This window comes from Bacteroides sp. CACC 737 (assembly GCF_013874375.1).
Taxonomy (GTDB): Bacteria; Bacteroidota; Bacteroidia; order Bacteroidales; family Bacteroidaceae; genus Bacteroides; species Bacteroides uniformis.
The window spans coordinates 3,587,771-3,610,788 of record NZ_CP059408.1 but is presented as its reverse complement, the minus strand read 5'-3'; the positions used below and the strand labels follow the sequence as shown (position 1 = coordinate 3,610,788).

General features: G+C 49.4%; 18 protein-coding genes and 1 pseudogene. 2 read left to right on the top strand and 17 right to left on the bottom strand.

What is annotated here, in order from left to right; translation table 11 throughout:
• Window positions 1–2: 2 nt before the first annotated feature.
• Both H1A11_RS15180 and H1A11_RS15175 read right to left on the bottom strand, forming a co-directional pair.
• Window positions 3–701 carry a succinate dehydrogenase/fumarate reductase cytochrome b subunit gene (locus tag H1A11_RS15180; RefSeq protein WP_005830923.1) on the bottom strand — a complete coding sequence of 233 codons (699 nt, stop codon included), beginning with the start codon at window positions 699–701 and terminating at the stop codon, window positions 3–5.
• 162 nt (window positions 702–863) lie between these two features.
• Window positions 864–1,766, bottom strand: coding sequence for an AraC family transcriptional regulator (locus H1A11_RS15175; RefSeq protein ID WP_117601080.1), 903 nt, complete (start codon window positions 1,764–1,766; stop codon window positions 864–866).
• Window positions 1,767–1,871: 105 nt separating this feature from the next.
• Between H1A11_RS15175 and H1A11_RS15170 the strand changes: the two genes are divergently transcribed.
• Window positions 1,872–2,474 (top strand): phosphatase PAP2 family protein, encoded by a 603-nt coding sequence (locus H1A11_RS15170; RefSeq protein WP_117601081.1) that lies wholly within the window; start codon window positions 1,872–1,874, stop codon window positions 2,472–2,474.
• Between the two features lie 73 nt (window positions 2,475–2,547).
• Here the strand turns inward: H1A11_RS15170 and H1A11_RS15165 are convergent, their stop codons facing one another.
• The 5 genes from H1A11_RS15165 to H1A11_RS15145 form a co-directional block, all read right to left on the bottom strand.
• On the bottom strand, window positions 2,548–4,161 hold the full coding sequence (locus H1A11_RS15165) for a S41 family peptidase (RefSeq protein WP_171030461.1): 1,614 nt from the start codon (window positions 4,159–4,161) through the stop codon (window positions 2,548–2,550).
• Window positions 4,162–4,185: 24 nt separating this feature from the next.
• The gene (gene coaD, locus H1A11_RS15160; RefSeq protein WP_005830918.1) at window positions 4,186–4,644 is read right to left on the bottom strand and encodes a pantetheine-phosphate adenylyltransferase; all 459 of its coding nucleotides are present in this window, start codon (window positions 4,642–4,644) and stop codon (window positions 4,186–4,188) included.
• Window positions 4,641–6,575 (bottom strand): DNA topoisomerase IV subunit B, encoded by a 1,935-nt coding sequence (locus H1A11_RS15155; RefSeq protein WP_370528673.1) that lies wholly within the window; start codon window positions 6,573–6,575, stop codon window positions 4,641–4,643. The genes coaD and H1A11_RS15155 overlap by 4 nt, the downstream gene beginning before the upstream one ends.
• Window positions 6,576–6,692: 117 nt before the next feature.
• Window positions 6,693–7,829: an N-acetyltransferase gene (locus tag H1A11_RS15150; RefSeq protein WP_117964970.1), complete on the bottom strand. Its 1,137-nt coding sequence runs from the start codon at window positions 7,827–7,829 to the stop codon at window positions 6,693–6,695.
• A gap of 150 nt (window positions 7,830–7,979) precedes the next feature.
• Window positions 7,980–8,960 (bottom strand): calcium/sodium antiporter, encoded by a 981-nt coding sequence (locus tag H1A11_RS15145; RefSeq protein ID WP_117964968.1) that lies wholly within the window; start codon window positions 8,958–8,960, stop codon window positions 7,980–7,982.
• A 168-nt stretch (window positions 8,961–9,128) separates the two neighbouring features.
• Between H1A11_RS15145 and H1A11_RS15140 the strand changes: the two genes are divergently transcribed.
• Entirely contained in the window at window positions 9,129–10,937 is a 1,809-nt protein-coding gene (locus H1A11_RS15140) for a mechanosensitive ion channel family protein (RefSeq protein ID WP_117964966.1), read from the top strand.
• A 177-nt stretch (window positions 10,938–11,114) separates the two neighbouring features.
• Here H1A11_RS15140 and H1A11_RS15135 read toward each other — a convergent pair whose 3' ends face one another.
• The 10 genes and pseudogenes from H1A11_RS15135 to H1A11_RS15085 form a co-directional block, all read right to left on the bottom strand.
• Window positions 11,115–12,047, bottom strand: a complete 933-nt coding sequence (locus H1A11_RS15135; protein ID WP_165491369.1) for a metallophosphoesterase — start codon at window positions 12,045–12,047, stop codon at window positions 11,115–11,117.
• 12 nt (window positions 12,048–12,059) lie between these two features.
• On the bottom strand, window positions 12,060–14,828 hold the full coding sequence (locus H1A11_RS15130) for a TonB-dependent receptor (protein ID WP_181757393.1): 2,769 nt from the start codon (window positions 14,826–14,828) through the stop codon (window positions 12,060–12,062).
• 273 nt (window positions 14,829–15,101) lie between these two features.
• Window positions 15,102–16,349, bottom strand: coding sequence for a class I SAM-dependent methyltransferase (locus H1A11_RS15125; protein ID WP_181757392.1), 1,248 nt, complete (start codon window positions 16,347–16,349; stop codon window positions 15,102–15,104).
• 191 nt (window positions 16,350–16,540) lie between these two features.
• Window positions 16,541–17,308 (bottom strand): M15 family metallopeptidase, encoded by a 768-nt coding sequence (locus H1A11_RS15120; RefSeq protein WP_138346086.1) that lies wholly within the window; start codon window positions 17,306–17,308, stop codon window positions 16,541–16,543.
• Window position 17,309: 1 nt separating this feature from the next.
• A complete protein-coding gene (locus H1A11_RS15115; protein ID WP_255461460.1) occupies window positions 17,310–18,461 on the bottom strand; it encodes a hypothetical protein in 1,152 nt (383 codons plus the stop codon).
• 139 nt (window positions 18,462–18,600) lie between these two features.
• Window positions 18,601–19,815, bottom strand: coding sequence for a sodium ion-translocating decarboxylase subunit beta (locus H1A11_RS15110; RefSeq protein ID WP_181757390.1), 1,215 nt, complete (start codon window positions 19,813–19,815; stop codon window positions 18,601–18,603).
• A gap of 2 nt (window positions 19,816–19,817) precedes the next feature.
• Window positions 19,818–20,255 (bottom strand): LapA family protein, encoded by a 438-nt coding sequence (locus H1A11_RS15105; RefSeq protein WP_181757389.1) that lies wholly within the window; start codon window positions 20,253–20,255, stop codon window positions 19,818–19,820.
• 537 nt (window positions 20,256–20,792) lie between these two features.
• Window positions 20,793–21,256 (bottom strand): annotated as a pseudogene (locus H1A11_RS19225) (LytR/AlgR family response regulator transcription factor); the annotation flags it as partial.
• A 14-nt stretch (window positions 21,257–21,270) separates the two neighbouring features.
• On the bottom strand, window positions 21,271–22,050 hold the full coding sequence (locus tag H1A11_RS15090; RefSeq protein WP_181757388.1) for a LiaF domain-containing protein: 780 nt from the start codon (window positions 22,048–22,050) through the stop codon (window positions 21,271–21,273).
• A gap of 122 nt (window positions 22,051–22,172) precedes the next feature.
• Window positions 22,173–22,589 carry a hypothetical protein gene (locus H1A11_RS15085; protein WP_005834337.1) on the bottom strand — a complete coding sequence of 139 codons (417 nt, stop codon included), beginning with the start codon at window positions 22,587–22,589 and terminating at the stop codon, window positions 22,173–22,175.
• Window positions 22,590–23,018: the final 429 nt, after the last annotated feature.

Genomic DNA, 23,018 nt, shown 5'->3' with positions numbered 1-23,018 from the left:
ATTTAGCAAGCGCCGCACAATGATTTTGCAAAGAATACGACAACTACCAGAGCGAAGCAGAGGACAACGATAGTAGAATAGATGTTGGAGATACATTTCCAACGGTTAATCCATACTTTGTTGTTCCAGCCCAAAGACTGCATGGAGCTCCAGAAACCGTGAGTGAGGTGGAACCACAATGCGCCCAGCCAAACAAGGTAAAGCACTACGAATACCGGATTGCTGAAGGTGTTCTGAATGTGATAGACACCGTTGGCTGCATATGCCAGCGTGAGGGTGTCGGCATGCATGCCCATGTTGTGCATCAACTCGGGAAGCTGCATTTTAGCCCAAAAGTTTACGAGGTGCAGGCCCAAACCTACGATTACGATGATACCCAATACGAGCATGTTTTGAGAAGCCCATTCCACAGTCTTGGGCTTTTCCGTAACGGCATAGCGTTCGCTACCACGTGCCTTACGGTTCTGCATAGTCAACCAGAAAGCGTAGATGATGTGGATGATGAATAAGGCAGCCAGACCTACCGTAGCCACCAATGCGTACCAGTTTGCTCCCAAGAACTCACAAACCATGTTGTAGCCATTAGCCGAGACTAATGCAACCAGGTTCATCGCCATGTGAAATGTCAGAAACAGGACAAGGGCGATACCGGTAACGCTCATCACCACTTTCCTTCCTACAGATGAATTACTTAACCACATAAATGATTGAATTTAAGTTATTTAATAGTTTGAAAATTTGTTCTATCAGGATACTTCTGTAAATGTTTCGCAAAAATAGGAGAAATCCAGCGATAAAGCAAGCGATTAAAGAAATAATTCCGTAATCCGGCAGGATGCGAAGTTTGCGGACAAGTAAAAGGTTTACTCGTCCTCCTGGTCTTTGCCTTGCTCTTTGCAGATAATGGAAATCTTTTCTCCGTTTGCCAAACGTTTTCTCAGGGCGCGGGGTGTGTCTCCGAAAGAGTCTTTGCAGAAGTGGGCAAAGTGGGATAGGGAATCAAAGCCATAGCGGGCGCTGATGACTGAAATGCGTTGTTTGGTATATTGCAGGTCGTTCAGAATTCCTTCGCGTTTCTTGTCCAGAATCCACTCATATACCGGGACCCCATACATGTTTTTAAACATACGACGGAATGTGGTGGTGGTATATCCGCCGAGGTGGGCAAACTCCTCCACATTCTTCACTTTGTCGTAGTTCTGCATGACGAAATACTGGAAGCTTTCCGTATAAGTGCTGATGGGGTAGAAAAATGTACTGATTTGGTGTAGTGGATAGTAGCATGTTAATATGTATGCCAGTTCCTGGCATTTCATTTCAATGTATTTGCTGCACGCATAAGGCTGCTCGTTGAGGTAGCAGGCAAGGCTTTTCAGAAGTCCTTCGAGCATGGGAATTGCTGTAAGCGGGGTGTAAATCAGGGGGGCTTCCGAGCGTTTCAGTATCTCTTTGTAACGCTCTTCGCAAATTAGGGGGAGCTCGGTGAACCAATAGACAATATATTCCACTTCGGTTAGAGCCAAGAGCTCTACTTTGGAGCCGATGGCTTGCAGGATGAGCTGGCGACTTTGGAGAGTGGTGCCCGGATATTCGTTACTGTTTACAAGTAATTCGCCTTTCAGCATAAATATCATGCAGTTCTGTGTGCACTTTTCAGCAGAGAAATGTTGTCCCTTGGGATAGTGGCGGTAAACCAATACTTCTTCTGATTTTTGAGGACATACCACACAATCAATCTGTCGGTTGCAGTAAGTTTCCAGTCTCATGAAATGATTAGCAAATTATTATAAATGTGGCAACAAAGATAGAATTTTTTTGTGAAAACTCTATCTATTTGTCCTATCTTTGCGTCAAACTAGTATAAAGGACTTATGAAAAAGGCTGTTTTTTTTGTATATTTTATCTGCCTTGTTGTATCCGGTCTTTCGGCACAGAATTGGGATATCAACACTTTGCACCGGGTTAACAGTTGGGATGGCAAGTTTGTCCGTAACTATAATAAGATAATTTCACGTTCGGAGCCCTATATTGCTGTCGGTGTTCCGGTGGCGATGGCCGTTGCCGCTTGGATAAAACATGATAAGGGTTTGCTGAAAGATGCGGTCTACGTAGGTACAAGTGTGGCGGGGGCTTTTGTTGTGACTTATGGAATGAAGTATCTGGTGGGTCGTGAACGTCCTTATGATAAATATCCCGACAGAGTACATGCATATAGTCATGAAGGCAGCCCGTCTTTTCCTTCCGGGCATACGGCAACGGCTTTTGCCCTTGCCACCTCGCTCAGTGTGAAGTATCCTAAATGGTATGTGATAGCTCCGTCTGCCTTGTGGGCTTGTTCCGTGGGAGTTTCCCGTATGAACGAGGGAGTGCATTATCCGTCGGATGTATTGGCGGGGGCTGCAATCGGTGCAGGATGTGCTGTGGTCAATATCTATGTCAACAAGTGGTTGAATAAATGGCTGTTTGGAGAATAATTTTAGGCGCGGATTACGCGGATTTAGTTTACGTATTCCGCATAATCCGCGCCTAATGTCGGTTTCAAGCCGGCTATTGAATAATGGTACTGTAAATGTCGTCATTCAACACTTTTAGAGCTTGCTGTACGCTCTGGTTCGTATTGTTCATCACCTGGAAGTATTCGTTCATGTCCCATAGGTCACGGGCAATCAAGGCTTTGAGTTGTGTCTTGATGAGCGGTAGGGATTGGTGGTACTGTTTCTCGTCAAACTTGATTTTCTCCTTGTCGGCAAGCGCACGTATTTCGGCAAGGAAGTTATCGTCTATCTCGAATTTCTCGTTGAAGGCTTCAAATTTCTTGTATTTGTTCTGCAGCTCCTTCCGGTGTTTCTCGATGTAGCCGGTAGTGGCTTTGATAACCACGCCTTTGGCTACGAGATTGCGGTGATAGTCTGTGTACTGGGTAGTGTCGATGGGGACGAAAAAGTCGGGCATGATACCTCCACCTCCGTAAACGGTACGCCCCATACGTTTGGTCTGCACTTTCAGGGAGTCGGCAAAATGGATACTGTCCGCATGAATCATTTCTCCATGATTGAAGCGGTCTATCAGTTCCTGATTATATTTATCCTGACTGTTTTCTCCACTCAGACGACCATCGAGGTTGGCGGTACTGTCGTAAGGCTTCTGGATGCAACGCCCCGAAGGGGTATAGTAACGGGCTATGGTCAGACGAATCATGGAACCGTCCGGCAGGTCGATAGGACGCTGTACCAGTCCCTTACCGAATGTGCGGCGCCCTACTATCACACCTCTGTCCCAGTCCTGAATGGCCCCGGTCACGATTTCGCTGGCAGAAGCGGAGTACTCGTCCACCAATACGATGAGGCGTCCGTTCTTGAAGTTGCCCGTACCTTTGGCAAAGAAATCACTGCGGCGCGAAGCCCTTCCTTCGGTGTAGACAATGAGTTCTTTTTGCTTGAGAAACTCGTTGGCAAGGTCGATGGCGGCATTCAGATACCCTCCTCCGTTTCCTTGCAGGTCGAGGATTAGGTCTTTCATCCCCTTTTTCTGCAGGCTTTTCAGGGCTTCTGCAAATTCTTCAGCAGTGGTTGCTCCAAAGCGGTTGATGCGTATATAGCCAATTTTGGGTTGTATCATGTAAGAGGCATCCAGACTGAGGATGGGAATTTTGTCACGTTTTACGTTGAAGTACAGCTGGTCTTCCACGCCACGGCGTACGATGGTCAGTTTCACTTCCGAGTCTTTCGGTCCGCGCAGGCGGCTCATAATATCTTCCGTGCTCATTTTTACTCCGGCAATGGCACTGTCGTTGACGGCTACGATACGGTCACCGGCAAGGATACCCACTTTCTCGGAAGGACCGTTGCTGACGGGTTGTATCACAAGCAGGGTATCTTCTATCATCTGAAATTGTACACCGATGCCCTCGAAATTGCCTTGTAACGGCTCGTTCATTTTCTTTACTTCTTCGGCATTGTTGTAGGTGGAGTGCGGGTCGAGTTGTGCCAGCATCTTGATGATGGCTTCTTCCACCAGCTTGTCTTCATCCACCTTGTCCACATAGAGGTTGGTGATGGCAAACTCTGCCATCTGTAGTTTGCGCAGGGCTTCATTATTCGGCTTTTGCGCTTGCGCCGTCATCGCGCATATACATATTATAATAGTAAATAGTTTCTTCATCATCTCCATTTTAATTCCTAATCCTTAATCCCTAATCTCCATTCCTTCCGGTATGAACATGCTGATGTCCTTGCCGTATTGCAGTAGTTCGCGCACAGTGGTGGAGCTGACGCAGGTAAGTTCCGGCTCGGTGAAGAGCAGGATGGTTTCTATGCCGGTCAGTTTGCGGTTGATGTCGGCAATGGTTTCCTCATATTCGAAATCCTTGACGGTGCGTATGCCGCGTATAATTAGGCTGGCATCTACCTGCCGGGCAAAGTCGATGGTCAGGCAATCGTATGACTGCACAATGATGCGCGGCTCATTCCGGTAGTAGTCCCGTATCATCTGTTCGCGCTTTTCCAGGGGGAAATACGTGTTCTTGTTTTCATTGATGCCGATTCCTATAACGATTTCGTCGATGAAAGTTAGTGCACGGCTCACTACCGAGGAGTGTCCGATAGTAAATGGGTCGAATGTTCCCGGAAAGATAGCTCTTCTCATGATGCCAAGTCTTCTTCTATAACCAAGTTGTTGATAATAAAGTTTTGCCGTTCCATGGTATTCTTACCCATGTAGAATTCCAGCAGTTCCTTTACGAGGTCTGTCTTGCGCAGCGACACTTGCTCCAGACGCATGTCCTTGCCGATGAAATGCTTGAACTCGTCTGGCGAGATTTCTCCCAGACCTTTGAATCGGGTGATTTCGGGGTTGGGACCCAGTTCTTCAATGGCTTTCACACGTTCCTCCTCAGTGTAGCAATAGCTTGTCTTCTTCTTGTTGCGCACGCGGAAGAGCGGAGTTTGCAGGATGTATACATGTCCCTTCTTTATCAGGTCGGGGAAGAACTGCAGGAAGAAGGTGATAATCAGCAGGCGGATATGCATGCCGTCCACATCGGCATCGGTGGCTACGATGACTTTGTTGTAGCGCAGTGTTTCTATGCCGTCTTCTATATTCAAGGCTGCTTGGAGCAGGTTGAATTCTTCGTTTTCATAAACTACTTTCTTGGTCAGTCCGTAGGTATTTAGCGGTTTACCACGCAGGCTGAATACTGCTTGGGTATTCACGTCACGGCTCTTGGTGATGGAGCCGCTGGCAGAGTCTCCCTCGGTAATGAAGATACAGGATTCGGTTTCCTGATCCTTGCCTTTACCGTCACTCAAGTGGTAACGGCAGTCGCGCAGCTTGCGGTTGTGCAGGTTGGCTTTCTTGGCGCGCTCGCGTACCAGCTTGTTGACGCCGGCAATGGCTTTGCGCTCTTTCTCGGAGTCCTGTATCTTTTGCAGCATCACTTCGGCCACAAGCGGGTTCTTGTGGAGGTAATTGTCCACTTCCGTCTTGATGAAGTCTCCTACGTATTTGTTTACTGTGGGGCCGGCGGGCTTGTGCTCCTGCGGCGCGGCAGGCCACATGTTGTTGCTGCCCAGTTTCGTTTTGGTCTGGCTTTCGAACATGGGTTCTTCCACGTCGATGGCGATGGCGGCTACCAGTCCGTTGCGTATGTCGGCATACTCCTGGTTCTTGTTGTAGAATTCCTTGATGGTACGGGCAATGTGTTCCTTTAAGGCAGTCTGGTGTGTACCGCCTTGGGTGGTGTGCTGCCCGTTGACAAAGGAGTAGTACTCTTCACCGTATTGATTGGTATGTGTGAAGGCAATCTCGATGTCCTCTCCTTTCAAGTGGATGATGTCGTAAAGGCCTTCGCTGGTCATGTTGTCTTTCAGCAAGTCCTCCAGCCCGTGGCGGGAGACGATGCGCTGTCCGTTGTAAATGAAGGTGAGGCCCGTATTCAGGTAGGTGTAGTTGCGCAGCAGGGTTTCTACGAACTGGTTCTGGAAGGAATAGTTGTAGAAGAGCGTGTTGTCCGGTTCAAAGAAGATATAAGTTCCGTTTTCTTCTGTCGAGTCTTCGGTCACATCACTCAACAGCGTTCCTTTCTCGAAGATGACGGTACGTACTTTGTCGTCGCGGTAGCTGCGTACCTCGAAACGGCTACTCAGCGCATTGACCGCCTTGATGCCCACGCCATTCAGTCCGACACTTTTCTTGAAAGCCTTCGAGTCATATTTACCCCCGGTATTCAGTTTGCTGACTGCCTCTACCAGTTTGCCTTGCGGGATGCCTCGTCCATAGTCGCGCACGCTGACGCGCAGGCCGTCTTCTATAGTCACTTCTATACGCTTTCCGGCACCCATCTTGAACTCGTCGATGCTGTTGTCCATCACTTCTTTCAGCAACACATAGATACCGTCGTCGTTCTGTGAGCCGTCGCCCAGACGGCCTATGTACATACCGGAACGGACACGGATATGCTCCATGTCGTCCAGGTGGCGGATGTTGTCGTCGGTATATTCTACGCTGGAAACGGGGCTCTCTGTGATATTGTTGTCTGCTTCTTCCAGCGGCAGGGTCATATTGTTGTTATCTTCCATAAGTACGTTATTCCTTCATATTGCGCATTGCGACAAAGGTAATGAGAAATTCGGGGGTTCGCAAAAAAATAATGTCTTTTATGGACTTCTGACAAGCTTATATTCTGGATTTAGAATTTATTTTATTCCCTTCACAAAGCATCTTCTCCGTTTGTGCTGTTCCGTCTTGAAGTACTCCCATTGCGCTTGTACTTTGCCGTTCAATTCCAGCTCCGGATTACTTTCGGCATACTCGAAACCAAGTTGCTGATAGACGGGGATAAGGTCGGAGAACAGCAGTGCATTGACGCCCTTGTTCTGATATTCCGGTTTTACGGCAACCAGCAGCAAGTCGAGCATTTTGGGATATTTCTTCAAGAAGATGGTCTTGGCCAGGTGATACCAACCCATAGGAAGCAGGCGCCCGTGGGCTTTTTGCAACGCTTCGGCGAGGGATGGCATAGAAATGCCTACGGCAAGCAGCTGGTCATCGGCATCGGTAATCAGTGTCACCATGCGAAGGTCGAGGATGGGCAGGTACATCTTGACGTATTGGTCAATCTGCCGTTGGCTCAGTGCAGAATAACCGTAGAGGGGCTGATAGGCTTCGTTCATCAGTTCGAAGATGGCCTGACCGTAGTCTTGGGCAATCTTCTTGGCCGATGTGTATTTCTTTATCTTGAGGTTATACTTGCGCTGGATGAGGTCGGAGATGCGCTTGTGCTTGTCGGGTATGGCATCCGGAATGTAGATTTTGTACTCCACCCAATCGGCATCCTTCTCAAATCCCATGCGCTCCATATGTTGCGGATAGTAGGGATAGTTATAAATGGTGGCCATGGTGCTGAGCTGGTCGAATCCTTCGATAAGCATACCTTCGGCATCGAAGTCTGTGAATCCCAGCGGGCCTTGTATATGTGTCATTCCCCGTTCTTTTCCCCATTCTTCCACGGTGCGAATCAGGGCATCGGAGACTTCCGCATCGTCGATGAAGTCTATCCAGCCGAAGCGGACTTCCTTTTTGTTCCAGGTTTGGTTTGCCTTGTGGTTGATGATGGCAGCTACACGTCCTACGATTTTACCTTCCCGATAAGCCAGGAAATAGTCGGCTTCACAAAATTCAAATGCAGCGTTTTTCTTCTTGTTGAAGGTGTTGAGCATGTCATCGAAAAGGTCGGGGACGGAATAAGGGTTGTTTTTGTATAGCAGGTAGTTGAAACGGATAAAGCGTTTCAATTCCCGTCTTGTGGTTACTTTCTTGATTGTAATTGCCATAGTTGTTCAATATTGAGGTGGCAAAGGTAATGCAAACTGAGAGTAGAACAAAATAAGCTTGCTTATTTTTTATGCCGAGATGCAGCTTGCCTTATTTAAAGATACGTGATAATCTTTAAAATACCGCGTAGAGTGTCTGTAAATTTGCTGTTAGAGGTTGTATATCAGTACCGCTGTGTAGGCAATGTAGCAGAGAATCAGAATGCTCCCTTCCAGCCGGGTGATGATGCGTTTCCCGAAAAAGACACCGAACAGCCAAAGCAGGAGGCTGGCCCCAACAAGTACCCACAAATCGAAATTGGTGATGCCCGTCAGACGCAGTGGAGTGATGGAGGCCGAACAACCCAGCACAAAGAATATATTGAAGAGATTGCTTCCGATGACGTTTCCGATGGCTATTTCGGGGTTTTTCTTCAAGGCGGCTACGATGGAGGTGGCAAGTTCGGGCAGTGATGTGCCGCCTGCTACGAGCGTAAGGCCGATGATGGATTCGCTGACACCCAATCCGCGGGCTATGCCGCTGGCGCCGTCTACAAAGAAATTACCTCCGATGATGAGGCCGGTAAGTCCGCCGAGAATGTATAGGGTAGACTTCCACGCGGGTAACAGTCTGATTTCGTCTTCTTCCTGCAAGTGCTCTTTTTCCGGTTCCTTCATACTTCCATCCCTTTTTGCGATGGCAAAAGTATAACTCAGGAAAATGGCAAAGAAGCATAGCAGCAATAGGCCGTCGGTGATGCTGAGTATGTTCTCCCCACCGCCGTCCAGAAAGACATCGTTGGCACAAATCAGCAGGACGAAGGATGAAAGGATGCAAAGGGGTATTTCGCGTTTCAGTGTATTGCGGGTGATGGCTATCGGGGCAAAAAGGGCTGTACAACCCACAATCATCAGGGTATTGAACGTATTGCTTCCCACCACATTACCAATGGCAATGTCTACACTGCCTTTGAGAGCAGAGGAGATGCTGACGGTGAGTTCCGGTGCGGAAGTACCGAAGGCAACAATGGTGAGCCCGATGACGATGGACGGTATATGGAAACGTTTGGCAACGGATGCGGCACCATCTGTCAAGCCATTGGCACCCAAAAGAATGAGGAGCAGTCCTCCGACAAGAAACAATATATCCATAAGTATGTCAATTTTGAGTACAAAGATAATGCAAACTGGATATAGAATTTTCATGTTTGCATGAAAAAGTTATGTTGATTAGGATAGGAAGTTAAAAACATTCTGTATGTTTGGAGCATTTATTGGGTATGCTTGCATAATTAAAGAATCAAATCAAGAAGTTTATATATGAAGGTTATCCGTACTTTCTGTCTTAGTTGGCTGTTGATGCTGGCGGGCGGAGTGTCAGCTCAGCTGGTAGATAAAGTGCTCAGTGTTTTAGGGGAGGATAGTGTGGGGAGTGTCACAGTGGCAAGGACCGACTCCGATTCGATTCAGTTGTCGCTTGTCCGGCGGGAGTTGGAAACAGCCCGGCTGAACGAGGCGAATTTGCGGATGGAAATGGAGCAGATGAAGTTGGCGGGCTATGCGGCCGATTCGGTGAAACTGGCATTGCAGAAACAACGCATTGATTCGTTGCGGACGGTGACGCCGGGTATTCCGGTGGTGGTAGAGAAGGACACCTTGTTCTATCTATATGCCAAGCGTGGAGGGCATACGCCTCAGCAGCGGGCCAAGGATGTAAGTAGCGTCATCGAAGCATTGGGCACGCGTTTCAGTCTGCGTCCGGACTCTGTTTATTTGGAGAGTACGGATATTGTTACGGACTTGATGTATGGCGAAAAGGTCATCATTTCCTTTACCGATCAGGATGCTTTGTGGGAAAACTGTACTCGCGACCAGCTGGCCGCCAGCAAGAGGCATGTCGTGGTGGACAAACTAAAAGCCATGCAGAAGGAGCATAGCTTGTGGCAGTTGGGTAAACGCATCTTGTATTTTATCCTGGTGCTTGTAGGACAATTCTTCCTATTCAAGTTTACTAACTGGCTGTTCAGAAAGCTCAAACTACGCATCCAGAAACTGAAGGATACCAAACTGAAACCGATCTCCATTCAGGATTATGAATTGTTGGATACGCAGAAGCAGGTCAACCTGCTGGTGTTTGCTGCCAATCTGGTGCGTTATGTGGTCATGCTGTTGCAGTTGTTGCTGACAGTTCCACTGTTATTCTCCATTTTCCCTCAGACCAAGAGTTTGGCTTATACATTATTCTCCTACATCTGGAATCCTATAAAGGTCATTCTGAATGGAATAACCGACTATATACCCAATCTGTTCACTATCTTTGTGATATGCTATGCGGTGAAGTATTTAGTCAGACTGGTGCGCTATCTTGCCAATGAGGTGCAGGCTGAACGGCTGAAGATAAACGGCTTCTATCCGGATTGGGCCATTCCTACCTATCACATTGTGCGCTTCTTGCTTTATGCGTTTATGATTGCCATGATTTACCCTTATTTGCCGGGTTCCAAGTCGGGAGTCTTCCAGGGAATCTCTGTGTTTGTCGGCTTGATTGTTTCGCTCGGCTCCAGTACAGTTATCGGCAATATCATTGCAGGGCTGGTCATAACCTACATGCGACCTTTCAAGCTGGGTGACCGCATCAAGCTGAACGACACTACGGGCAACATCATTGAGAAAACGCCGCTTGTCACCCGCATCCGTACCCCGAAGAATGAGGTGGTGACCATTCCGAACTCTTTCATCATGTCTTCCCATACGGTCAATTACAGCCAGTCTGCCCGTGAGTATGGATTGATTATCCATTCGGAGGTCAGTATTGGCTACGATGTTCCGTGGCGGAAGACACACCAGCTGTTGATAGAGGCTGCATTGAATACCCCTGGAGTGATAGATGATCCCCGCCCGTTTATATTGGAAACTTCCCTTCAGGATTATTATCCGGTTTATCAAGTGAATGCCTATATCAGGGATGCCAACAGCCTTAGCCAGATTTACTCTGATTTGCATCAGAATATCCAGGATGTTTTCAACGAAGCAGGCATCGAAATCATGTCTCCTCACTACATAGCTACGCGTGACGGCAGTGAGACGACCATACCCAAGGATGACTTGCGGGATAAAGGGAAATCATGATTTCCCTTTATCCCGCAAGTACAAGCTTTTTCGTATTCGGTGATAATATTACAGTTCATCTATTATCTCCTGCAAGATCCTTTTCTGTTTTGTTTTGAAAACTTTTCGATGTATTCTTCAGTGTGACTGTATTTTCTTCAACATTTCCGGATTTTCTGTCGCGAAGAGTTTAGTAGGTTATTTGCTGCGCGTCACCGTGTGCAGTACATTTCCTTTCTTGTCAATCATGCGCAGTTCCAGTGTCTTTTTGCTGGCCGATACAATGGAGAAACCCGGTTCGGGGCTGCAGAATACGGTTCCTTCGATGGGCTTCACCTTGCGGGCGAGCGAACCGGCGGAATTGGTGATATAGTCGATGTCGCTGCCTGCCACGCGTACATGCTGGAAGTTGTGGATGTGCCCGCAGATGTACATATCCACCTTGTGCTTGCGCAGAATGGGATCGAGGCGTGCCTGCATATCCGCGCGTTCGCTCTCGTCCTTCGGGGTTTCGGCATAGATGGGATGGTGTCCGGCAACGATAACCCAGTCTTCCTTGGCGGCGCTCAGTACGGAGTCCACCCAGGCAAGTTGCTTCCGGTAGTCCTGCTTGCAGGCATCGGGATAGGTATCGCTTTCATTGCGGTATTTGTCAATCATCGGGGCGGTGTCTACCCAAAGGATGCGGATAGTAGCGCCTTTATCCTCGAATGTCTTGGTATAATAACGGGCAGGCATTGTCCAGCGGCGGCTGACGTTACTGTAGTCGAGCACAGCTTGCGTATTGCCGCGGTATTCGTGGTTGCCCAGCAGGGGGAACCAGTCTATCATCAGCTCCGGATGGCTGTAGATAAGTTCGTAGTTGGTCATCCAAAGAGGGTCGTTCACACTGCGTACACCTTCAAAATGGTGTACATCGCCGGTGGCAAGTACGAATTCGGGGTCTGCGCCGTTCTCTGCCATCTGTCCCATCAGTTCGGCAATGGGTTTCTGGTCGTAGTAGCCGTTGCGGCCGAGGTCGTTGGCTACGTAGAAGTTGAACTTCTTGTCGAAGATGGAGTAATCGGTAATTTGGGCAATAGCCGCGTTGCCGAGTAGGGCAACCAATAATAAAAGGAATAGTTTCTTCATAATCAGTCATCATTAAAAATTAATCTTCACTCCTGCATTCACTTTCACGCCGTAGTATTCTGCCTGCATGGTACGGTCTTTCGTGCCCTGGTAGTAGCGTAGTGGCTGGTTCAGCAGGTTGTTGGCTTCGGCGTAGAAGGTAGTCTTGAATTTCTTTCCGAAGGTATAGCTCGCGTTTACGTCCATATAGTTCACTTTGTCGTAGTAGCGGTCGTAGAAGGTGCTTTCTCCCATTTCGTCGATGAAGTCGGAAGCGAAGTTATAGCTCAGACGCAGGTTCAGGCCGCCTTTCTCAAAGTATAGGGAAGCGTTTGCGGTATGCTCCGGAGAACCTGGCATGCTCAAGTCTTTCTCATTCTCGCGGCCTTCGAAGTTGAAGTCTTCCACACGGGAGTGGGTGTAGGTGTACGTTCCGTAGAAACCTACACATTTCAGAGCGGGAGTAATGAAGCTGAAGTCGCGCTGGTAGGATAACTCTACCCCTACCAGGTTGGCGTTGCCCGCATTCTTGGGTTGGGTGAAGCGGGTGTAGGTGTTACCCTGGTATTCGTAGTTGGTGCTCACCTGGTCTACGATGAAGTCGTCTATCTTCTTGTAGAAGATGCCGGCGCTTATCAGACCGATGCTGCGGAAGTAATAGTCGGCACTCAAGTCGAAGTTGTAGGAGACGGTAGGTTTCAGCTCCGGGTTTCCGATGGTGATTTCGTTGTCGGAACGCTTGATATTCACACTGGGCACGAGGGCCGAGTATTTGGGGCGTGACAAGGTTTGGGTAAACGAACCGCGCACTTTGAAGTCATCGTTTACATTCCACTTGGCGAGCAGCGACGGCAGGAAGTTGATGTAGCTGTTGCGCTGACGGTCGGTCTTACTGGTGAGGTCTTCGTCGGCATCGTAGGTGCGTCCCGTATAGGCAAGGTTGGTGTTCTCTATGCGGAGTCCGGTCATCAGTTCCACGTCTTTTGTCAGTTTTTGGTCGAAGCGGAGGTAGCCGGAAGTCACGGTTTCGCGGGCATCGAAGTTACCGGCAAGTTCTTCCTGCACCTGCTCTTTCTCAAAGAGGGAAGCGTTGTTCAAGTCTAAAGAGCCGGTGTATTCCTTGCTAGCGTAGATGCCTGCCTGGTATTTGTTGTCGGGCATGAAGTTCTTGTTGGTTTGGTCCACTGTATTTGCCAGGCTGTTTGTCATGAAGGCATCCTCGTCCAGAGGAGAGTATTCGTAGAAGTCCACTTCTTTATCCTTGGTCTTGCGCACCACCTTTGCGCCGAATTTCAGTTTGTTGCCGTTCTTGAAGGGAAGTTTGAAGTTGGCGGAGAACTTCAGGTCTTGCTCCTTGATGTCTTCCTGCTGTTCCGTCAGCTCTTTCAGGCTGAATTCATCGTTCAGCGTCATGGTAGAGCCTGCTTTGGGGTTGGCAAACGGTTCGCGTTCGTCGCTCAGGTCCATGTCGAACTTCTGCTTTTTCAGTTGGAAGTCGATGTAGCGTTCGTTGGGACGTTCTTCGCTGGCTTTGGCATAGCTGGCGTGCCAGTCCATGGAGAGTGAGCCGAAGAGGTGTTCGCCGCCGAGGGCAAAGTCCATGGTGCGCTGGCGTTCCAGGCGGGCGTTGCGGTTGTCCGGCGTACCGGCTTTGGTCTGTATGCGTACGGTGGCGTTGCCGTCGGCATCAAGGTCTTTCAGCGTGGTGCGGTAGCGGTTCTCCCAGTCGTTGCGGTTGTTGAAGATGCCTTTGAAGGTCAGTTTGTGGTTGGCGTTGATGTCCCAGTCCAGTGCGGCAGAGTAGCTCTGGCGTTCGCGGGTGACGTAGTATTGGCGGATTTGGTAGTCGTTGACGTACGTCTTGCCGTCATCGTCCTGCTCCCACACGAATTCGGTGTCGTAGGAGCCGGAAGGCGAGTTCTGATAGGAGGCCGATACAATCAGGCCGAGTTTGTCGTTGAAGAAACGGTCGCCGTAGGTGAATCCGAGGTTCAGTTGCGCCTTTTCGCTCACCCAGTTGTAGCCGGTTCCGGCAGTGGCGGCAATGGTGCGCTTGTAGGGGGAGTTCTTGGTGACGAGGTTGATGCTGCCGCCGATGGCGTCGCCGTCCATGTCCGCAGTGACCACCTTGTTTACTTCGATGGTCTGAATCATATCTGCCGGAATGAGATCGAGCTGTACGTTGCGCGTATCGCCTTCGGCAGAGGGAACGCGGTTGCCGTTGATGGTGACGGAGCTGAGGTCGGCACTCGTGCCCCGCACTTGCCCGAAGCGTGCCTCGCCTTGGTCGTACTGCACGTTGATGCCGGAGATGCGTTTAAGGGCGTCACCGATGTTGGAGTCGGGGAACTTGCCTACCTGGTCGGCAGAGACTACATTCGTAATCCCCATGTTGTTTTTCTGTGAGTTGATGGCACGGCGCTGTCCCTGGAAGGCGCCGCCTACCACCACTTCCTGCAACTCCACACCTTCGTTTAGCACGACGTCTTTCTCCAGTGTGCGGCCTGCGGGGATGGTGATTTTCAGTTCTACGGGCGAGTAGCCCACGTAGCTCACCTTTACTGTATAGGTTCCCGGGTCAAGGTTAGAGAAAGTGTAGAAGCCGTTGACGTCGCTCGTCACGCCAGTGTGTAGTTTCTCGATGTAGATAGAAGCGCCCGGGAGAGTCTGTTTAGTGGCGTCAATGATACGCCCGCGTACAGTTCCTTGTTTCGTGACATTTGCTTTTTCGTCGGCCATGGCTGTATTGCCGGTGGCGGTGAATAAGAGCAGGAATAAGAATGCTCTCAAGATCTGTTTCATAATTGTTATTATCTGTTAATAATCTGCCGCAAAAGTAGGAGGTTGCCGTTACGCGGATTTTGCAGAGAGTTGAAGAACAGGTAACGATTCGGTTACAATGAAGTTACATAAGCTCTTGGAGGTAGTACTCTTTCGGCGCTATCTCTTTTTGTCGTCGTCTGGCAGACTAATGCTAAGGATGCACGAGATGCGCATCTCAGACTGCATGAGATGTACATCTCGAACAGTATGAGATGTACATCTTGTGCAAGGAAAGATATAGGGTTTGGTGTCTTATCCGGTAGTCTGGCAGCGGATAAGTACCTTCTTTTCGTCTGCCAGGGTAGTGGCAAAGAGATAAGAGTCTCCCCCTTCGGCCAGTTTCAGCCGTTTGCGCAGTTCGGCAACGGTGGCGGGAAAGTTGCGTACGGTGAGGTTCGCCTTTTTCTCGGCAGCCAACATCTCTTTCATTTCTTTCTTGCTGAAGCCGCAGGAGGAGGAGATTCGGAACTTGCGGCCGGGGAAGTCGGGAAGGAGGCTGTCCGAAGTGTAGAGGTGGCTGTTGGGATGCAGCTTTTTAACCTTATATAATAAGGAAAGGCTGCGGAACGCTCCGGCTTTCAGCACGGAGGCATTCGGTTCGTAGAGGTACGATTTCAGTTGAGGAGTGTAGGGGCATGCACACTCTTTCTCTTGCCCGCGGGTGAAGACAAGGGTTTGGGGAGCCGGGGCGGAGGTGAAGTTGACGCAATGGATGGGGACGTCGTCTGTTGGCAGGCTTCCGCCTTGTCCCAGCAAGAGCAGCAGCTCCTTGCATTCGTTGCCTACGGAGACGATGTGTGCCTGGCGGACATGTTTCAAATCGTTCATGGCAAGGGTGAGGTCGAGCATGGGGGAGAGTTTTATCAGTACGTGCCGTGCCTTCCGGAGCAGCAGGTCTTCCAGGGTGGCTACATCGGGTTCGCAGTCGCCGATGGCTATGGTCTTTCCGCCGTGTCCGTCGCGGCGGGCAGGGTCTATGAATATGCAGTCTACGGGTTCCATCTCTTGCAGATGGTGGACGCTGTCTGCGTGGCAGACGGAGATGTGATTTAGGCCGAGGGCAGGAAAGTTGTGTGCGGCTATCTGGCAGAGGGCTTCCTGGCGCTCTACGTAAGTGGCGTGCCCGAAGCAGCAGGAGAGGAAGGAGCAGTCGATGCCGAAACCTCCGGTGAGGTCGGTAAAAGTGGCGGCTGGTGCAGGGGCGCTGTCCTTTGCGGGATGCTCTTGTTCTGTGCATAGCAGGTTAGCTATGATCTCCGCTTTATACTGTGCCGTTGCTTGGGAGGAGCATTGCTCCAATGAGAGGTGGGCGGGGTAGAGGATGTCGTCGTTCTTCGCCCATGCGGGTATTTTCTCTTTGGCAACCTGCCAGCCGGAAATTTGTGTGATGGCAGCGGGCATGTCTACCGAAGGGTAGCGGCGTGCCTGCAAAGCAAGGCTGCGCACGTCGTCGCGACGATGCTCGCGAATGAAACGGAGGGTGTCTTGGGATAAAGGCATGGCTTGGCTTATTTATTCTGATGCAAAGTTATCTCAAAAAGGGCAAAGTAAGGCATGAATTCGTAGCTTTCTGTCTGATTATTTTTCAGACACAGATGACGCTGATTACGCAGATTAAGAAGATTAAAATCCGTGTCATCTGCGTCAAAGCGATAGCAAAATTAAGTTTTCGGACAAGCTGGGGGTGAGAGTTAAGGGATGACCCGGTATCGCTCCTTCGCCGTCTGCCTGCCGACGCGATTGAAGTGCCACCATTCGCTGGATAGCGGGCGGAATCCGGCTTCTTTCATTACCTGCCGGAGCAGCAGGCGGTTTTCACGTTCTTGTTCCGTCAGCTTGCCTTGTGCCACGAGCGTGGCTTCTTCCGTGATGTGGGCTTCCTTGCCCAGATGGTCTATCGGGGTGCCCATGGGCAGAGGGGTTCCTTTATCGTCGAGTATGCTGATGTCCACTGCCAGTCCGTAGTTGTGCAGGCCACCGCCGCGCGAGGGGTTGGAGACATAGATGTATTTGGAGGTTCCTTTCACTACGTCCCACATCTTCTGCTGTACGGACAAGGGGCGTGCTGCGTCGTAGACGATGAGGCTGTAGCCGGGGCGCCGCTCTTTCAGCAGGCGTTGTGCCTGCTTCAGGCTTTTCATGGCATCGGGGTGCAGGTAGGCTTCTTTCAGGTCTTCGTACAATAGGGTTCCGGTGAAATTGTCGGCACGGGTGTACATCAAGTCGATGGCGATGCTGCTGTCCGCTTCGGCGATGTTGACGAAACCGAGGGAGTCCAGGTAGCGGGCTGTCAGGCTTTTGGCTGGAGCCGGAGGGACGGATGCCGCTACGGTGTCGGCGTACGGGATGGTGGCTTCCGTACCCGGGTTTTGTATCTGCTTTGGCGCTTGTTTTCCGCTACAACCGTATAGTGAGCAGCCAAGCAGCAGATATAACGAGTAAAAGAAATATCGTTCCATCTTACAAGGCGTTCTTGGCGGTAAGGATTGATTTCATCAAGGCTATGTCCGAATGTACTTCTCCCTGCATCAGGTATTTGTTTTTCCGTTGGCAGGTGGCTTCGTAAATCTCCTTTGCCTTTGCTGTGTCCTTGTCCCGGTAGAGCGCCAGGGCGCAGAGCAACCGCTGTTTGGAAGAGGTCACATCCTTGTATTGCCGGATGTAGGTATCCAGCTCATCGGTATATAATTCTTTTGCCCGTGCGGTCCTCTTTGTCACCAGTGCGGTGAAGAGCAGCTCGCAAGCGTTTTCCTTTATCAAAAGTCCGATGACTTCGTGCCGGTGACTCATTATTTTCTCGAATGCATTGTAGGCGGCTTCCCATTTTTCGCAGTCGAGCAGGCGTGAGGCGCTCATCAAGGCTATGGTGACCTGCAGGGCATCTTTGTAGTTGATGTCTTCCGTTTGGCTGAACCATTCGGCAGGCATGTCCTTAGGACGCATGCCCTCTTGCACCAGTGCGTTGATGCGCAGCTGGGTGACCAGTGCCTGCTTGCTCTTGCTGTCCTTGAGAAGCAGGCGCATGTTGTCGGCATCATTGCCGATGCCGCCCATCTTCATGGGGATGCCGTTCATCCCTGCAAGGAGAATGCCAATTAGAGAAAGAATCAGAAGGAAGAATTTCAGCAGGTAAGGCAGCCCGTCTACGGTCAGCAGGGGGAGGAAGGCAAGGATGGCGGTCAGCAGGTTGGCAAGCACTCCACCCAGGTTGTACAAGGTGGTCGGGATATCTTCAAGAGTCCTTTCGGGTGGGGTAAGCAGGCATTGGCCTCCCGTTCCGGCAAGGCTGAAACGCTTGATGCATAATTTCCCGTCTTTCCGTATGAAGGTAAGGTTGAAGATGCGGAAGGAGACGAAGCGGTAGTCGGTTGCCAGTCCGCAGACAAGATGCCCGCCTTCGTGCAGAAGTACTTGCAGGAAGATGGAGAATAGCAGAATCAGTATGGCTAACAAGGAAACTCCTACTGTCTCCAGCATGCCGGTTTCGGCAAACTTGCTGTGTAAACCGTCGAACGAGTCTCCCCAAACCAGGACTCTTATACCTATTATTCCTACAAAGCCGATGCATGCCCCGACCATGAATCCTCCGGCCAATTTAAGTACTTTCTTCATCCTGATATCTTGATAAATGTGTTTGCCGGCAAAGGTAAAGGATTTTATCTGAAATGCAACAGCTTGCCCCATGTATCATAAAAAGAAAGAGATTGTGATTGCCATAACCTCTTTCCGTCACCTAAACCCACTACGCAGGCTACAGATAGGGAATTATAGTAATATAGATACCCGTAATGATGGCCGAAGTGATTACTCCTGAAATATTAGCACCCAGGGCATCTCCCAAGATGAAGGAATTGGGGTTGTCCTTGCTTACTATCTTCTGGGCAACCTTCGCCGTAGTAGGCACGCAGCTCACGGCTGCAATTCCGATGACCGGATTGTAATTGCCCCGCTTGATGAAGTACATGATGTACCCTCCAATGATTCCGCCGATACCGGAGAGCAGCAGTGCGCCCATACCCAATACCAACAATTTAAGAATTTTAGGGTCGAGCAGCAGATGTGCGTCGCAAAGTACGCCTAACAACAGGCCGAGCATGAAAGTAGAACCATACAACAGCGGACCACTTACAAAATCGTAGATATGCTTCATCCCCGATTCGCGTACTGCCACTCCGAGGAATAAGGAGAAGAACAGCGGTGAGGCAACCGGGAACAGAAAACACAGTACAGCACACAATATAGCCGAGAAAGCCAGTTTTACTTTGGCATCATAGTTTTTGGGCGGCTTCTTGCTCGTCATCTTGATGGCGCGCAGGCGTTTCGGCACCAGCAGCTTCACCAGATAGGGGTAACCGCCATACGTCAGTCCCAGATAGAGATAGGCCACTACCGTGATGGGTACAAACAGATGTTTGGCCAGGGCTAGGGAAGTGAAAAGCACCATCGGCCCGTCCGCACCTCCTACCATGGCTACGGAAGCGCTTTCTTTCAAGGACAGTCCCAATGCAGATGCGATGGGTACAGTCAAGAAAGTTCCCAATTCGGCACATAGGGCAAGGAATATGCTGGCAAACGGTTTCTGCAGCAGGAAGCCCACGTCGAGCAGGGTGCCGATACCCATAAATACGAAGCATGCAATCAATCCGTTGCTGAAGGTCAAGGTGTAGACCGGTTGCAGGAAGTCTATCTGCATGGTATTCATCAAGTCGTCCGTATCCGAAAGCATCGGGTCCAGAAAGAGATTCCCCAATGTACCGTTGGGCATGAAAAGGGTGCCGCAATTGATGGCGACCATACCCAGTCCCATGGGAATCATGACCATCGGCTCCAGTACGCCTTTCCATCCCAGGTATATGAGCAGCAGGCCCAGGGCTATTAGAAATACACGGGCAGAGGAGAGTAGCCAGCCGCTTTCCATCATTGTTCCGAATCCTTGGAACAAGGTTGCAAAATCTATATTCTCCATAATTAGTCTTTGTTTTTGGTGTCGTTGTTCTTTTTAGTCTTGTTCTTGTTGTCACGGTGGTTGATGGCATCTTCCAGATACATCATAAGGGTATCTTCTGGGTAGAAGTAGTCTACCAGGTTTCTTTTGGAGACACCGTGGCTTACTCCGTGGTAATAGCCTCGAGGCTTTTCGTTTTCACGGTCCACCCCCCGGCTGTAGTCTTCGCGCGTGTCGTTGCCGAAGATGTTTCCGTGCATGGAGGGGGTGTGTAGCATCAGTTCCATCTTCTGGCGGAACTTCTTTATGCGGCGCAGGCGGAGTAACTCCTGCTGGTGGGAACTGTAGAAATCGAGTGAATCGGCTGCGCTGGCTATCAGTTTGATGATGAATGCCACAAAGAAACCGATTGCAAAAGTGAGCCCCATCATCTCAAGGGTGGGGAGGAATAAATCGGACATAGTTATGATATTAATGTGATGAAATGGATAATAAAAAAGCGAAAGATGTACATGCAGTACACCTCCGGTAATGGTTTGCAATAAGTCCGATAAAGTCTAAATCAGGATATGCAGCAGTGCATAGATATAGTATCCGCAGGAATAGCGGAGAGCATTGGGATTGAATGAAAGGTTGGCGCTCTCTCCGGCAGACAGATGGCTGGAAAGCAGATGCTCCAGTTGCCCGGCTAGTTTCAGAATTCTCATCTTCAAGAATTTCGGAGAGGCGTGGTTATGTGTGTATAGACTGTTCGGACACAACGCTTCGTTGGTCCAGCAGTCGGTATTTTCGTCATTGAAAAGTGAACGGTGGGTGACTGTGTACGATGCACATTGTGTGTAGGCGGTAAAAGAGCATTCGGAGGCCGGACTCCCGGCAGTATTCCGTGAGTTTGGCTGTTCCTCCTGGGAGATGGCAGTCAAACCCAGACAGAGGAAAGTAAACATAAGTATGTAATACAGATGTTTCATCATAGCAAAGTAAAGGAATAAATAATTTTGGACAAAGTTATCTGCTGGCAAATGGGTCTCGAAGTATTTCATGGTCTGTTCCTTGATGTACTCTCCGTCGGGTGTCACCAGGGTTGTGTAGTCCCCACAAGCCTGGATGTATAATAGGTCTTCCACTTTGATGATGTGAATTCGGGAGCCGTCTTTTACCGTGATCCGGTCAATACTTTCTTCTTGTGGCAGGGGAGCGGCCTTTTCTGCCTCGGGGGCGGTGAAATCTTCTGTTTAAGTGTCTGCCACAATCTGCAGATGATACCACAAAAGGATAGCGATCCAGGCAAGAATACCGAACAAGAGGCGGAAAGGAATGGTGGGGGCAAAGGGGATGTATGCTATTCCGGCTATTCTTACCATTATGTTGCATATCATGAAGCTACCAGCCAGCCAGAAGAGAATGCCGGCGATGCTACGATGACATTCGTTCTATACATGGAGACGGTGCCTACAATAAACCTGCTTCCATTGCTTAATCTTTTATTTCAAGACCTCCGAAGGATATGTTTCCGCGTATCACAAGTACGCACCATTCTTGTTTGGCAGGTGTGCCTTGCCAGCGTTTGTCTTCACATCCGCCGCAAAAGCAACTGCATTCTATGCGTACTTGCCAGTCGGCGGGTATGTACAGTTCCACTCCTCCCCAACTGCAGTCCAAGTCTATATAGGTTTCTCCGGGTGCTATGTTCGTGTGGCGCAGGTCGATGGTAGTACCGCCGAAGTAGGTGTGTATGTTCGCTCCCTTGAAAAGCTCGTCGAGTACGACGTGGCGTACGGCACTCAGGGAGTTGTTGGAGCAGAGGAATCCGTCGTCAGACTGGCATTGTTGTTCCTCTTGCTCTCCCATTCTCTTGTTCATCATCCGTTGTACCATCTTGGCACGGCGATGCACTGTCCTTTGGTGTGTCCAGTTTCTCCTATGGTGATGTCTGAGAAAGAAAATGCCGATGAGGATAAGGGCCAAGAGCCACAGCATGGCTTGGAAATTGCCGGGGGATAGCATGAGTTTGCTTCCCAAGAGGTAGAGTCCCGCCAGCAATAGGACACCTCCTGACAGATAGTGCTTGCGTATCATGGTATAGATACCTGCTATTATAAATAAGGAGTGCCAGGCAACCAGCATATTGAACCATTCTTTGGTGATGATACCCATATTGCGTGCGAATAGCAATAGGCCTGAAAGGATAAAGAGCGAGGCGGTCAGCACTTTGCCGGAGCCTGCATGGGATGGGAATTTTTGTTTTTCTTCCATTGTTTCTGGTTTTATGATTGATGGTCCAAAGATAGGGCTAACTTGCATGCTGCCAAATACTTTCCGGGTGATTGCCGGCAGAAAAACCGATGAATGCCGGATGGGAATCGGTGAATCCGGAGTTATCTGTTCCTCCACCAATACCAGATGAAGCGTAGTCCGGTGCCGAGAAGTGCGAGAGAAAGTCCGGTATAGAACACTGCGATGAAGGAGTCGGGCAGAAGGTGGCAGGTACGTATTACAATTCCCATTGCAATCATGCCTATCATGACAATCCATCCTTTTACGTCGAAAAAGGAAAAGGGGCAGTGCTTCCCTTTCTTCTGTGAGATACGGAGAGTATGTTTCTTGTATAGCCTATGGAAAATGATGCCGAAGAATAGCAGGAATACCAGGCTGGCTTCGCAGACTTTGAATAGCCAATAATGTCCGTCATCTATCCAGCAGGTCAGGCCTATACGCAGAATATTGACTCCTGCCAATGACCATATGGTTCCGGCAGTTATGAGCAGTGTATTTGGAGATACTCCGTATTTCATGATGAAGGTTGTTTTATTACACAAATACCGGGCTTGTATAGCGGAGTCCAAAAATTAAAAGAGGCTCTATTCTATTAAGAATGAGCCTCTTGTTTGTGGACCAGCCTGGGCTTGAACCAGGGATCTCCAGATTATGAGTCGCAAATATTTGATTTTCAGCGATTTGCATTTTATATCTTTTCATATCCATACATCTTGATTTCCAAGCCCAAAGATAATATTTCCTTTTCAAATAATATTTCTTGTTTTCTTCTATTTTCCTAAGATGTGTGCAAATTGTGTGCAATTAGATTTGTACGGTAATATTGGGTTATATCAATAATAGGAAGCTTGTCATCTTATATAAAACTCGAAGACCTCCCCGGGTGCGCTATTCAAATGGGAAGCGTGGGAGGTCATATTAATTGCAAATATACTAAATGTATTTGA

What these genes read in the sequence shown, in the direction of transcription:
- H1A11_RS15085 (WP_005834337.1), bottom strand. Translation starts at nt 22,589, where the DNA reads ATGAAATACGGAGTATCTCCAAATACACTGCTCATAACTGCCGGAACC.
- H1A11_RS15110 (WP_181757390.1), bottom strand. Translation starts at nt 19,815, where the DNA reads ATGGAGAATATAGATTTTGCAACCTTGTTCCAAGGATTCGGAACAATG.
- H1A11_RS15115 (WP_255461460.1), bottom strand. Translation starts at nt 18,461, where the DNA reads ATGAAGAAAGTACTTAAATTGGCCGGAGGATTCATGGTCGGGGCATGC.
- H1A11_RS15145 (WP_117964968.1), bottom strand. Translation starts at nt 8,960, where the DNA reads ATGGATATATTGTTTCTTGTCGGAGGACTGCTCCTCATTCTTTTGGGT.
- H1A11_RS15140 (WP_117964966.1), top strand. Translation starts at nt 9,129, where the DNA reads ATGAAGGTTATCCGTACTTTCTGTCTTAGTTGGCTGTTGATGCTGGCG.
- H1A11_RS15135 (WP_165491369.1), bottom strand. Translation starts at nt 12,047, where the DNA reads ATGAAGAAACTATTCCTTTTATTATTGGTTGCCCTACTCGGCAACGCG.
- H1A11_RS15130 (WP_181757393.1), bottom strand. Translation starts at nt 14,828, where the DNA reads ATGAAACAGATCTTGAGAGCATTCTTATTCCTGCTCTTATTCACCGCC.
- H1A11_RS15090 (WP_181757388.1), bottom strand. Translation starts at nt 22,050, where the DNA reads ATGGAAGAAAAACAAAAATTCCCATCCCATGCAGGCTCCGGCAAAGTG.
- H1A11_RS15105 (WP_181757389.1), bottom strand. Translation starts at nt 20,255, where the DNA reads ATGTCCGATTTATTCCTCCCCACCCTTGAGATGATGGGGCTCACTTTT.
- H1A11_RS15170 (WP_117601081.1), top strand. Translation starts at nt 1,872, where the DNA reads ATGAAAAAGGCTGTTTTTTTTGTATATTTTATCTGCCTTGTTGTATCC.
- H1A11_RS15125 (WP_181757392.1), bottom strand. Translation starts at nt 16,349, where the DNA reads ATGCCTTTATCCCAAGACACCCTCCGTTTCATTCGCGAGCATCGTCGC.
- H1A11_RS15150 (WP_117964970.1), bottom strand. Translation starts at nt 7,829, where the DNA reads ATGGCAATTACAATCAAGAAAGTAACCACAAGACGGGAATTGAAACGC.
- H1A11_RS15120 (WP_138346086.1), bottom strand. Translation starts at nt 17,308, where the DNA reads ATGGAACGATATTTCTTTTACTCGTTATATCTGCTGCTTGGCTGCTCA.
- coaD (WP_005830918.1), bottom strand. Translation starts at nt 4,644, where the DNA reads ATGAGAAGAGCTATCTTTCCGGGAACATTCGACCCATTTACTATCGGA.
- H1A11_RS15175 (WP_117601080.1), bottom strand. Translation starts at nt 1,766, where the DNA reads ATGAGACTGGAAACTTACTGCAACCGACAGATTGATTGTGTGGTATGT.
- H1A11_RS15180 (WP_005830923.1), bottom strand. Translation starts at nt 701, where the DNA reads ATGTGGTTAAGTAATTCATCTGTAGGAAGGAAAGTGGTGATGAGCGTT.
- H1A11_RS15155 (WP_370528673.1), bottom strand. Translation starts at nt 6,575, where the DNA reads ATGGAAGATAACAACAATATGACCCTGCCGCTGGAAGAAGCAGACAAC.
- H1A11_RS15165 (WP_171030461.1), bottom strand. Translation starts at nt 4,161, where the DNA reads ATGAAGAAACTATTTACTATTATAATATGTATATGCGCGATGACGGCG.